Source organism: Paramicrobacterium salitolerans, from assembly GCF_051513965.1.
Taxonomy (GTDB): domain Bacteria; phylum Actinomycetota; class Actinomycetes; order Actinomycetales; family Microbacteriaceae; genus Paramicrobacterium.
In genome coordinates this window covers 460,836-472,605 of record NZ_CP195847.1, presented here as the reverse complement: position 1 = coordinate 472,605, position 11,770 = coordinate 460,836, and the positions used below count along the sequence as shown (strand labels likewise).

General features: G+C 69.1%; 10 protein-coding genes. 6 read left to right on the top strand and 4 right to left on the bottom strand.

The window, feature by feature from the left end; translation table 11 throughout:
• Positions 1 to 46: 46 nt before the first annotated feature.
• Together ACSAGD_RS02280 and ACSAGD_RS02275 are read right to left on the bottom strand one after the other, a co-directional pair.
• Positions 47 to 802, bottom strand: a complete 756-nt coding sequence (locus tag ACSAGD_RS02280) for a sugar isomerase domain-containing protein (RefSeq protein WP_437584110.1) — start codon at positions 800 to 802, stop codon at positions 47 to 49.
• The gene (locus ACSAGD_RS02275) at positions 799 to 1,776 is read right to left on the bottom strand and encodes a MurR/RpiR family transcriptional regulator (RefSeq protein WP_437584109.1); all 978 of its coding nucleotides are present in this window, start codon (positions 1,774 to 1,776) and stop codon (positions 799 to 801) included. The genes ACSAGD_RS02280 and ACSAGD_RS02275 overlap by 4 nt, the downstream gene beginning before the upstream one ends.
• A 77-nt stretch (positions 1,777 to 1,853) precedes the next feature.
• Here ACSAGD_RS02275 and ACSAGD_RS02270 point away from each other — a divergent pair, with 77 nt between their 5' ends.
• The 6 genes from ACSAGD_RS02270 (at position 1,854) to ACSAGD_RS02245 (ending at position 8,444) form a co-directional block, all read left to right on the top strand.
• Positions 1,854 to 2,828 carry an N-acetylglucosamine kinase gene (locus tag ACSAGD_RS02270; protein WP_437584108.1) on the top strand — a complete coding sequence of 325 codons (975 nt, stop codon included), beginning with the start codon at positions 1,854 to 1,856 and terminating at the stop codon, positions 2,826 to 2,828.
• Between the two features lie 265 nt (positions 2,829 to 3,093).
• Positions 3,094 to 4,104: a LacI family DNA-binding transcriptional regulator gene (locus tag ACSAGD_RS02265; protein WP_437584107.1), complete on the top strand. Its 1,011-nt coding sequence runs from the start codon at positions 3,094 to 3,096 to the stop codon at positions 4,102 to 4,104.
• Between the two features lie 169 nt (positions 4,105 to 4,273).
• Positions 4,274 to 5,398 (top strand): Gfo/Idh/MocA family protein, encoded by a 1,125-nt coding sequence (locus tag ACSAGD_RS02260; RefSeq protein WP_437585211.1) that lies wholly within the window; start codon positions 4,274 to 4,276, stop codon positions 5,396 to 5,398.
• A gap of 8 nt (positions 5,399 to 5,406) precedes the next feature.
• Positions 5,407 to 6,567 carry a dihydrodipicolinate synthase family protein gene (locus ACSAGD_RS02255; protein WP_437584106.1) on the top strand — a complete coding sequence of 387 codons (1,161 nt, stop codon included), beginning with the start codon at positions 5,407 to 5,409 and terminating at the stop codon, positions 6,565 to 6,567.
• Positions 6,564 to 7,448 carry a sugar phosphate isomerase/epimerase family protein gene (locus tag ACSAGD_RS02250; protein WP_437584104.1) on the top strand — a complete coding sequence of 295 codons (885 nt, stop codon included), beginning with the start codon at positions 6,564 to 6,566 and terminating at the stop codon, positions 7,446 to 7,448. The genes ACSAGD_RS02255 and ACSAGD_RS02250 overlap by 4 nt, the downstream gene beginning before the upstream one ends.
• A gap of 225 nt (positions 7,449 to 7,673) precedes the next feature.
• Positions 7,674 to 8,444 carry a sugar phosphate isomerase/epimerase family protein gene (locus ACSAGD_RS02245; RefSeq protein WP_437584103.1) on the top strand — a complete coding sequence of 257 codons (771 nt, stop codon included), beginning with the start codon at positions 7,674 to 7,676 and terminating at the stop codon, positions 8,442 to 8,444.
• A gap of 34 nt (positions 8,445 to 8,478) precedes the next feature.
• Here the strand turns inward: ACSAGD_RS02245 and metE are convergent, their stop codons facing one another.
• A complete protein-coding gene (metE, locus tag ACSAGD_RS02240; RefSeq protein WP_437584102.1) occupies positions 8,479 to 10,827 on the bottom strand; it encodes a 5-methyltetrahydropteroyltriglutamate--homocysteine S-methyltransferase in 2,349 nt (782 codons plus the stop codon).
• Entirely contained in the window at positions 10,824 to 11,753 is a 930-nt protein-coding gene (locus tag ACSAGD_RS02235; RefSeq protein WP_437584101.1) for a methylenetetrahydrofolate reductase, read from the bottom strand. Before ACSAGD_RS02235 ends, metE begins: the two co-directional genes overlap by 4 nt.
• Positions 11,754 to 11,770: the final 17 nt, after the last annotated feature.

Below are 11,770 nucleotides of genomic sequence, written 5' to 3'. Positions count from 1 at the left end.
GTTGGAGTTCTGCCGAGCCGCCGCACTGCGACTCGACATCGCGCTGTCAGGCGCCTCGGCGGATCCGATCGCGATACAGATCCTCCAGTGCATGATTGTGCTCGTCACCTCCAGGGATATTGGCTGAGATGTACATCGGCGGCGTCGCGCCCGACGCGGAGATCTTCGTTGCGACGCCGAGCGTGAGCAGCTGCGCGATGAACGCCGCTGTGATGGACGAGATGGCCCCGGCCTTCACGCCCTCGCCGAGGTCGAGCGTCGAGTCGCCGTACGGGGCGAGGTTGTCGATGACGACATCGGCGATCTCGCTGAGCCGTTTGCCGCTCGGATGCTTCGGTTCGACGGCCGCCGTGTGCTCGAGGCTCGTCACGGCGATGACCTTGTGGCCGCGCTCCTTCGCCTTCAGCGCCACGCCCACGATGGAGCCGTTGACGCCCGAGTTGGAGGCGATGATGAAGACGTCCTCCGGGCTGATCACCGAGGCCGCGAACAGCTCGTCGACCACGGACTCCTCGCGCTCGAGGGACGAGCCGATGAGGTCGTCGACCGAGCGGTCGCCCCACAGCACAATGTCGCGCAGCGCGATCTTGTTGGTCGGGATGAGCCCTCCCGCGCGCCCGGCGATCTCCATCGCGAAGGCCTCGGAGTGCCCCGTGCCGAACGCCTGTACGACTCCCCCGCGGTCGATCGCCTCGACCATCAGGTCGACGGCGGCGTCGAGCTCCCCGGCCTCGGCGCGCTTCGTGAGCGCGTCGAGCCGCGTCGTCGCTTCCGCGAGAAAGTCTGAGGGCGTCACGGTCATGAGAGATCTCCTTGGATGCGCAGGCTGAGTCGGTCGTTCTCGCGGCCGGGCCGCCGCGGGCGGCGGTGGCCGGAGACGGCCATGGCGGATGCCGCGAGCTTCGCGGCCGTCTCGGCGAAGTTCTCCTGCGCCACGAGAAGGTAGAGCAGGTCGAGCACCATGAGCTGCGAGTGCTTCGCCGAGAGATCGTCGGGCTGGAGGTAGAGATCCGGTGCCGCCGTGCCGATGGTGATGTCTGCCGTTGCGGACAGCGGAGAGCTGGTCTCGTGCGTGATCGCGATCGTGAACGCCCCGGCGGAGGCCGCCTGCGACAGCATCTGCACCGTCTCGTCCGTGCGGCCTGAGTTCGAGATGCCGATCGCCACGGAGTTCTTCGACTGCAGCGACGCGCTCGTGAGCCCACCGTGCACGTCACCCCAGCAGTGGGCGTTCACGCCGATGCGGTACAGCCGCCCCTGCAGCTCGCCGGCCATCACAGCGCTGCCGCCGATGCCGTAGATGTCGAGGTGGCGGCACGTCGCGATCGCGCGAGCGACGGCCTGCACGGCATCCAGGTCGAACATGCCCGCGGTCGCCTCGAGCGCGCGCACGTGCTCGTTGAGGAGCGTGCGGACGACCTCGCGCGGCGTGTCCTCCGGGTGGAACTCGCGGCCGATGTCGGTGCTCCACGACTCGTGTGCGTCACCGCGGCCGATGTCGGAGGCGACCCCGACGCGGAACTGCGTGTAGCCGGAGTAGCCGATGAGCTTGCAGAAGCGAGTGACGGTCGCGGCCGAAGTTCCGGCCTGATCCGCGAGCTCGGTGATGGAGAGCTCAAGCGGCGCCGAGGGCGACTCGAGGAGGAGATCGGCGATCTTGGTCATGGCGGCAGGCATATCGGCGAGACGCGCCTTCACGCGACCGGAGACGGTGAGCCCGTTGTCGGTCGCTGTAGCCTGTGACACCATTGCCATCATGAAAATCCAGATCGTCATTGAATGATTTGTATGAAAACTATTCTTATTGAGTAGATACGTCAACTCCCGCGCCGTCACGAATGGATAACGAACACATGCTTCTCTTGGGCCTGGATGCCGGTGGCACCTCCACCCGCGCAACACTCGTCACCCCGGAGGGAACGTGCGTCGGATTCGGAACCGGTGCCGGCGGAAACCCGATCTCATCGGGGCCCGAGCTCGCGGCATCCGGAATTCTCACCGCGATCGAGGCAGCGCTCGCCCCGTCGGGATCGTCGCTCTCGGATGTCGGAATCATCATCTCGGCGATGGCAGGGAGCACCGCCAAGAGCTCCTATGCTTGGCTGCTCGATCCGCTGAGCTCGAGAGGCTTCGATGGCCGGGTCCGATTCATGTCGGACCTGCTGGCGACGTATTTTTCAGGAGCCTTTTCATCGTTCGGCTACGCCATCGTCTCGGGGACCGGCGCCGCGGTGATCCGAGTGGAAGACGGCGACGTCGCCGGCACAAGCGACGGACTCGGCTGGCTGCTGGGCGACGACGGGAGCGGCTTCTGGATCGGCCACCACGTCGCGAAGGCCGCCACCGCTGACCTCGATGGACGTGGCCCCCGCACAGCACTCACGGACCTTCTGCTGGACCAGCTGGGCATTGTGCCCGACGGAACGCGAGACGCCGGACGCCCCTCCGAGCTCGGCACGCTCATCACCAAGCTCTACGACATGCGACCGGTGCACCTTGCGCGCTTCGCTCCCCTCGCGTTCGCCGCACGCGGGGATGTCGTCGCGGAGACCATCCTCGCCGAGGCCGGATGCCTGCTCGCTCACAGCGTCGAGGCAGTGCACACGCGCCCCGGGCCGCTCGTGATGGGCGGAAGCATCCTCGCTCAGCCCGGCGCCCTCGCCGACGCGTTCGCGAGCGCCCTCAACGACCGCGACATCGCCCCTCCGGAGGCCCGCGTCTCCGACGGCGCCGTCGGCTCCGCAGTGCTTGCGCTGCGGGAGCACGGCGTCACGGTCGACGGGACGATGCACCGCCGGGTCTCCGACTCGGTCGCAGCGGCCCGCTGACCGGCATCCGTCATCGGTCTCTGCCAGAATGGAGGCTGACACAAGGAAAGGGTGAGCCGATGGCCATTTCGATCGAGCACATTCTCTGGGCTGTTCTCGGCGTGATCTTCGTCGTCGGGGGCGGGCTTGGGCTCGCCGCGTGGATCGAGATGATCCGCGGCGGCTACCGCGGCTGACGTCAGCGGCAGGGCGTCCATGCGCACGGCTGCGCTCGCAGCCCCTCCCCTCTCGCGTGCAAGAATGATCGCAGCCTGAGGGGAGAAGCATGGATACATCGCCCGTGACACTCAACCACGTCGCCGATGCCGCTGGTGTCTCATTGGCCACGGCGTCTCGCGTGCTGAACGGAAGCACCCGCAAGGTGGCGGAGTCGTACCGGGAGAAGGTGCTCGCCGCGGCCGCCCGGCTCGGCTATGCCCCGAACCTCTCAGCTCAGGCGGTGGCGAAGGGGCACGCGAACATCATCGGGCTTCTCGTCGGCGATATCGCCGACCCGTACTTCTCATCGATCACCGCCGGAGCGATGGCCGCGGCCGAAGCCGCCGGGTTCGTCGTCACGGTCGCCGTCACGGGCCGCGATGCCGAGCGGGAGCTGCGCACGGTGCGCACGCTGCGCGGCCAGAGCCCGCGAGCGCTCATTCTCGCCGGGTCGCGGTTCACGGATGCCGAGACGGACGACGCACTCTCGGCGGAGCTGCAGAAGTTCCAGGCGACAGGCGGCCGCGTCGTGATGATCAGCCAGAAGGAGCTGCCCTTTGCCACCGTGCAGATCGACAACGCGGGAGCATCCGTCGAGCTCGGTCGCGCCGTCGCCGCTCAGGGCTACCGCCGAGCGGCGGTCGTCGCGGGGCCGGAGCACCTCATCACCTCGTCTGACCGCGCCGAGGGCTTCGCCCGCGGATTCGGCGAGAAGGGCGGCGAGGTCGTCATCACCGAGCACGACGACTTCACACGCGAGGGCGGTTACGCCGCCGCGAGCCGGATCACCGACAGGCTCAGCGGCGTCGACGTCGTCTTCGCGACGAGCGATGTGATGGCCGTTGGCGCCATGTCGGCTCTGCGCGATGTTGGCATCGAGCCGGGGCGCGACGTCGGCATCGCGGGCTTCGACGACATCGCCACGGCGCGCGACGTCACTCCAGCGCTCACGACCATCGCGGTGGACCTCCCCTCACTGGGGCAGAGCGCCGTCGAGCTCGCCCTCGAAGACGGCGCCGAAGAGCCCGTCGTCTCGGGCACCGTCATGGTGCGCGACAGCACACCCTCGCGCACCTGACGTCCTCTTCTGATCTCGCCTGATCGGCGTCCGATCGGAGCGACCGTCCCGTTCTGATTGCCGCACGATCGATTCTGTTCTACACTCGGGTAAACGCTTTCCCGCCTGGTCGGCGGGTTCCCGACGACAGAAAGAGCTTCACGTGTCAGAGTCGACGATCGGCATCATCATGAACGGCGCCTCCGGGCGCATGGGGTACCGCCAGCACCTGCTGCGCTCGATCCTCGCGATCCGCGAACAGGGAGGTGTGCTGCTGTCCGACGGCTCCCGCGTGCAGGTGAAGCCGCTCCTGGTCGGTCGCACCGAGTCCAAGCTGGCCGAGCTGGCCAAGCGTCACGACATCGCTGACTACACGACGGACCTCGACGCCGCTCTAGCCTCGGACGAGTGGCAGATCTACGCGGACTTCCTCGTGACGAAGGCCCGTGTGCCCGCCCTCAAGAAGGCCATCGCCGCCGGCAAGGCGATCTACACCGAGAAGCCGACCGCCGAGTCGTTCGAGGATGCCCTCGAGCTCGCGCGCCTCGCCACGGAGGCCGGCATCAAGAACGGCGTCGTGCACGACAAGCTGTACCTCCCGGGCCTGCGCAAGCTCAAGCGCCTCATCGACTCCGGATTCTTCGGCCGCATCCTCTCCGTGCGCGGCGAGTTCGGCTACTGGGTCTTCGAGGGCGACTGGCAGCCCGCTCAGCGCCCCAGCTGGAACTACCGTTCCGAAGACGGCGGCGGCATCATCGTCGACATGTTCCCGCACTGGAACTACGTGCTTGAGAACCTCTTCGGTCGCGTCACGTCGGTCTATGCGCAGGCGAAGACGGAGATTCCCGAGCGCATCGACGAGAACGGCGACCGATACACCGCGACCGCTGACGACGCCGCCTACGCGGTCTTCGAGCTCGAGGGCGGCGTGACCGCGCAGCTCAACTCGAGCTGGACCACGCGCGTCAACCGCGACGAGCTCGTCGAGTTCCAGGTCGACGGCACGCACGGCAGCGCCGTCGTCGGACTGTTCGGCTGCAAGATCCAGCCGCGCAACGCGACGCCGAAGCCGGTCTGGAACCCGGACATCCCCGACGCGCACGACTACGACGACGACTGGATCGAGGTTCCGAGCAACGACGTGTTCGAGAACGGCTTCAAGGTGCAGTGGGAGGAGTTCCTCCGCCACGTCCTCGAAGACGCTCCGAACGAGTTCGACTTCCTCTCGGGCGCGCGCGGCGTTCTGCTCGCCGAGGAGGGCCTGAAGAGCTCCGCCGAGGGCCGCCGCATCGATCTCCCCGACGTGAGCATCTGAGGCAGACCATGACGGACTTCACACTTCTCGACCGCTCGAGCGCGGTCTCCACGACCGCCGTGAACGCGGCGCCCGGGTACCGCACCCCGACGAAGCCGCTCGCCTCGCGCACCGCGTACGCGGCATCCCACGTCATTCCGCACGCCTGGGCCGACAACACACCGGGCCAGCCCGCCGAGATCGACTGGGACGCCACGCTCGCCTTCCGCCACCACGTGTGGTCGTGGGGCCTCGGGGTGGCCGACGCGATGGACACCGCGCAGCGCAACATGGGGCTGGATGCCGCGGCGACGCGCGAGCTCATCACCCGCAGCGCCGCTGAGGCGGCATCCGTGGGCGGCGCCCTCGTGGTCGGCGTCAACACCGATCACGTCGACGAGCAGACACTCACCCTCGACCAGGTCGCGGACGCCTACATCGAGCAGCTGCACCACACGGAGGATGCCGGCGCCGGCGTCGTTCTGATGTGCAGCAGGCACCTCGCCCGTGTGGCGACGAGCGCGGCCGACTACGAGCGCGTGTACTCGCGCGTGCTCGCGGCCGCGACGACCCCCGTCGTGCTGCACTGGCTCGGTGAGGCGTTTGACCCGGAGCTGCGCGGCTACTTCGGCTCGACTGACTGGCGCGAGGCATCCGATGTGCTCATTCGCATCATCGAGGCGAGCGACGGCAAGGTGACCGGCGTGAAGATGAGCCTTCTCGACGCGGAGTCCGAGATCTCCGTGCGTCGTCGCCTTCCCGAGACGACGACGATGTTCACGGGCGACGACTTCAACTACGTGAGCCTCATCGAGGGCGACGACCAGGGGCACTCCGATGCGCTGCTCGGCGCCTTCGCCGCGGTCGCGCCGTCGGCCTCGGCCGCCATTCAGGCGCTCGATGCCGGCGACGTCGACGAGTACCGTCGCATCCTCGGTCCGACCGAGGCACTCGCGCGTCAGATCTTCGCCGCCCCGACGTTCTACTACAAGACGGGCGTCGCGTTCCTCTCGTGGCTCAACGGCCACCAGTCGGCGTTCTCGATGGTCGGCGGTCTGCACTCCGCGCGGAGCCTTCCGCACCTGTCCGAGATCGTTCGCCTGGCCAACGAGTCGGGCGCTCTCGAGCGTCCGGAGCTCGCGGCGGCCCGCTGGAACGGCCTTCTCGCACTGAACGGAGTGACCGCATGACGCACCCACGCCTCTCTCTCAACCAGGCGACCATCAAGTACGCCGACCTCGAGACCGCGCTGCGCGTGACCGCCGACGCGGGCTACCAGTCGATCGGGCTCTGGCGCGAGCCGGTGCAGGAGGTCGGGCTGGATGCCGCGGCCGCTCTCGTCCGCGACTCGGGACTGCGCGTCTCGAGCATGTGCCGCGGCGGGTTCTTCACGCCGCTCGAGGGCCCCGAGCGTCGTCGCGCGATCGACGACAACCGCGCCGCGATCGACGAGACCGCCGCGATGGCCGGCGCCGGCGCCGCAGGCTCTCGTCCGGTTCTCGTGCTCGTCGCGGGCGGCCTTCCGGACGGCTCGCGCGACCTGATCGGCGCACGTGAGCGCGTCGGTGAGGCGCTCGGCGAGCTCGTGGACTACGCGGCTTCTGCCGGGGTCCAACTCGCGATCGAGCCGCTCCACCCGATGTACGCCTCGGACCGCGCCGTCGTGTCGACGCTCGGTCAGGCGCTCGACATCGCGGAGCCGTTCCCTGCCGAGACCGTCGGCGTCGTGGTCGACACGTTCCACGTCTGGTGGGACCCGGAGGTTCTCACGCAGATCGAGCGCGCCGGTGCCGCTGGCCGCATCGCGAGCTACCAGGTGTGCGACTGGGCGACGCCGCTGCCCGCGGACGTTCTGCTCAGCCGCCACTACCCGGGCGACGGCGTCATCGACTTCGAGCCGATGACCCGCGCGGTTGCCGCCGCCGGCTACACGGACGACGTCGAGGTGGAGATCTTCAACCAGGAGATCTGGGACACCGACGCTGCGGCAGTCGCCGCTCAGACGGCATCCGGCTTTGAGACCGCGGTCGCACCGTACCTGCAGACTGCACCGGTCAGCGCCGGACGGTGACACGCTCTCGGCCGCGGCGCGTGCGACCCCACGTCGCTCGCGCCGCGGCCCCGAGAAGCGCGTGCCACTTTTCGCGGCCTCACGCGAGCAGAAGTCGCAAGAAGTGGCACGCGTTTTTCGCACGCTCGCCTCGTGACGGCGCCGGGCCTGCGCCGACCGCAGGCCGGACCAACGCGTAGCCTTGGGGCGTCCCGATACGCACTGCATCGATCGAAGGAGCACGACATGTCCACGCGCATCCGACCGGGGCTCTGCTCCGTCACCTTTCGCCAGCTGAGCGTCGACGAGGTCATCGCCGCCGCCGTCGGCGCCGACCTCGAGTCCATCGAGTGGGGCACGGGCCCGGGCGAGCATCTCTCCCCCGACGACCTCGGCGCAGTTCGCGCCGCGGCCGAGCGCACGCGCGCCGCCGGCCTCGCAGTCGCATCGCTCGGCGGGTACTTCCGCTGCCGGCCCGCCGAAGACATCACGCCGCTCCTCGACGCGGCCGTGGCCGCGGGGGCTCCGCGCGTGCGCATCTGGGCCGGTGCCGTGGGCTCAGCGGACACTGACGAGGTCGAGCGCGCACGCATCACGCAGGTGCTGAGGGATGCCGCAGAGCGGGCGAACGTCCGCGGCGTTGAACTCGCACTGGAGTACCACGGCCGCACGCTCACCGACACTCCGGACTCGGCCGTGCGGCTGCTCCGCGAGGTCGCTCACCCGAACCTCACGTCGTACTGGCAGCCGACGCAGGGCGCCGCAGACGACGTCGCCCTCGACGAACTCGATGCCGTGGCCGCGTGGGTGACGACGCTGCACGTCTTCTCGTGGTGGCCGGTCGCCGAGCGCTTGAGGCTGAGCGAGCGAGACGCCCTGTGGCGCCGGGTCTTCGCCCGTGCGGCATCCCTGCCCCGCATCACCGACGCGCTGCTCGAGTTCGTGCCAGACGACGACCCCCAGCTGCTCCCCGCCGAGGCGGCGACGCTGCGCGAGTGGCTCGCACTCGCACGCTGAGCAGACTGAGGGTCGTCAGGTGTCGGTCTGAGCGTCAGACCGCGGCTTCGGCGCGCTCGGCGATACGGGCGCGCACCAGACGCGCGGCCTCGAGAACGTTGCGCAGGGAGGCCGCGGTCTCCTCGTAGCCGCGCGTCTTCAAGCCGCAGTCCGGGTTCACCCAGATGCGATCGAGCTCGATGCCCTCAACCGCACGGGTGAGCAGCTCGGTGACCTCGTCGACGCTCGGCACGCGCGGCGAGTGGATGTCGTAGACGCCCGGCCCGATGCCGTGATCGAATCCGGATGCCGCGATGTCATCGACGATCTCCATGCGGCTGCGCGCCGACTCGATGCTCGTCACGTCGGCGTCGAGGCGCTTGATCGCGTCGAGCACGACCCCGAACTCGGAGTAGCAGAGGTGCGTGTGGATCTGCGTGTCGGGCTTCGCCCCGCCGGTCGCGAGGCGGAAGGCCCCGACCGACCACTCGAGGTACGCGGGCTGGTCCTCCTCGCGCAACGGCAGCAGCTCGCGCAGCGCCGGCTCGTCGACCTGGACGATGCGGATGCCGGCGCGCTCGAGGTCGGCGATCTCATCGCGCAGCGCGAGTGCCACCTGCGCGGCGGTCTCTGCGAGCGGCTGATCATCGCGCACGAACGACCAGGCGAGGATCGTCACGGGACCCGTCAGCATCCCCTTGACCGGCTTGTCCGTGAGGCTCTGCGCGTACCGCGACCAGCCGACCGTGATCGGACCGAGCCGTGAGACGTCGCCCCACAGGATCGACGGGCGCGTGCACCGGCTGCCGTACGACTGCACCCAGCCGTGCTTCGTGACCTCGAAGCCCTCCAGGTTCTCGGCGAAGTACTGCACCATGTCGTTGCGCTCCGGCTCGCCGTGCACGAGCACGTCGAGGCCGAGCTCCTCCTGCAGCCGGATGACGTCGGCGATCTCGTTCTTGATCGTCGTGACGTAGGTCTCCGCGCTGTCGGCGCCGCTCAGGTAGCGGGCACGTGCGCGGCGGATCTCCGCGGTCTGCGGGAAGGATCCGATCGTCGTGGTCGGCAGGACCGGCAGGTCGAGAGCCTCACGCTGAGCATCGCGCCGTTCGGCCCACGAGGCGCGCTCACGGTCTGCTGCGCTGAGGAGCGAGACGCGTCCGCGCACGGAGTTGTCGTGCACGCCGGGAGCGGCATCCCGGTCGGCGAGAGCAGCGGATGCCGCGGCGAGCTCGCGCTCCACGGCGGCGGTTCCGCCCGTCAGCCCGCGCGCCACGATGCCCACCTGCTGCACCTTCTGGTCCGCGAACGCGAGCCAGCTCACGAGACGCGGGTCGAGCTCGGTCTCGAGGGTCACGTCGTGCGGAACGTGAATGAGTGTCGTCGAGGTCGACACCGCGACGGAGTGCGAGAGTCGGCGCGCGTCCGCGGCCTTCTCGAGAGCGGCGGCCAGGTCGCCGCGCCACACGTTGCGGCCGTCGATCACGCCGGCGACGAGGGTCTTCTCCGCGAGACGCGTGCGCGTGGCGCTGTCCACGCGGCTCGGCAGCACGCCGCGCACGAGGTCGACGCCGATCGCCTCGACCGGGGTTGCCGCGAGCACGCCCAGCGCGTCGCCGATCGAGCCGTAGGCCGCCGAGACGAAGATGCGCGGACGGTCACTGCTCGCGCCGAGGCGCTGGTACACCCCGTCGAGTGCGCGGAGCACGCGCTCGCTGGAGACGGGAACGGCGTCGCTCACGAGGGCCGGCTCGTCGATCTGCACCCACTCGGCGCCCGCGGCGCGGAGCTTCGCGAGCAGCTCGGCGTAGACCGGAACGAGGTCGCCGATGCGGCTGAACGGCTCGAAGCCCTCCGGGGCGCCCTCCTCTGCCTTGCTCAGCAGGAGCAGCGTGAGCGGACCGACGATCACGGGTCGTGTGACGAAGCCGGCCTCGCGGGCCTCGACGACGTCGCGCACCAGACGCTCGCTCGTCAGGCCGAAGGTCGTGTCCGGCCCGATCTCCGGCACGAGGTAGTGATAGTTCGAGTCGAACCACTTGGTCATCTCAAGCGGCGCGATCTCGCCGCGCCCGCGAGCGAGGGTGAAGTAGGCGTCGAGCTCGTCAGCCGCGAGATCGATCTCCCCCGCGAACCGCGACGGCACCGCGCCGACAGTGACCGCGGCGTCGAGCACCTGGTCGTAGAGCGAGAACGACTCGGGGATCGACGAATCGGCGGCGCCGAGACCGAGGGCGACGAGTCGGTCGCGGATGTCGGAGCGGATGCTCCTGACGGCATCCTCGAGCTCGCTCGCACTCAGCGTGCCGGCCCAGTGCGCCTCGACGGCCTTCTTGAGCTCGCGGCGACGGCCGATGCGGGGGTAGCCGAGGATGGTTCCTGTCGGAAAGGCGGATGCGGTCATGGGGTGTCCTCTCTAGCGGTGCGTGGGGTCGAGATCGAGCGCAGCACGGCGAGCGCCGCCTCGTGTCGGTTGAAGGTGTACAGATGGATGCCGGGGGCTCCCGCCGCGAGCACCTCGTCGGCCAGACGCGTCGCGAACGAGACGCCCACCTCGAACTGGCGCTGCTTCTCTGGCTCGATCTCGAGGTCGATCTGCAGTTCGGCGGGCGGGGTCTCCCCCGTCAGTTCGCAGACGCGTTTGAGCTTCTGCGGGCTCGTGATCGGCATGATCCCGGGCAGGATGGGAATGGTCACTCCCGCGTCCACCGCCCGCTCGACGAACGAGATGTAGTCGGAGGAGTGAAAGAACATCTGCGTGATCGCGAGCGTCGCTCCCGCGACCTGCTTCGCGAGGAGCGTGTCGATGTCCTGCTGGATGTCATGCGAGCGCGGATGCCCCGTGGGGAAGGCTGCGACGGCGACGCGCTCCGGGCGCGGTCGCTGTCGGATGCGTCGCGCGCGGCGCGTTCCAGGAACCGGCTCCTGGCTGAACGGCATCCGCTCCTCTTGAACCCGGTGGATGAGCTGGACGAGCTCCGCGGCACTGCCGATGGAGCCGACCTCGCCAGAGCCGTCCTTCGGAGGATCCCCGCGCAGCGCGAGGAAGCTCGTGATGCCCTGATCGAGGAACTCGCGCACGAGGACGTTCGCCTCGTCGTGGGTGTTTCCCACACAGGTCAGATGCGCCATCGGCTCGATCGTCGTGTGCTCGAGGATGTAGCGGAGCACCGTGAGCGAGCGGCCGCGCAGCGAGCCTCCCGCGCCGAACGTCACGGAGATGAACTCCGGGTCGGCGGCGGCGAGCAGATCGATCGTGCGGCCGAGCGCAATGGCGGCGGCATCCGATCGAGGGGGAAAAAGCTCAAACGAGACCGGCGGAAACGGCACGTCGTCCTCCTCAGTCA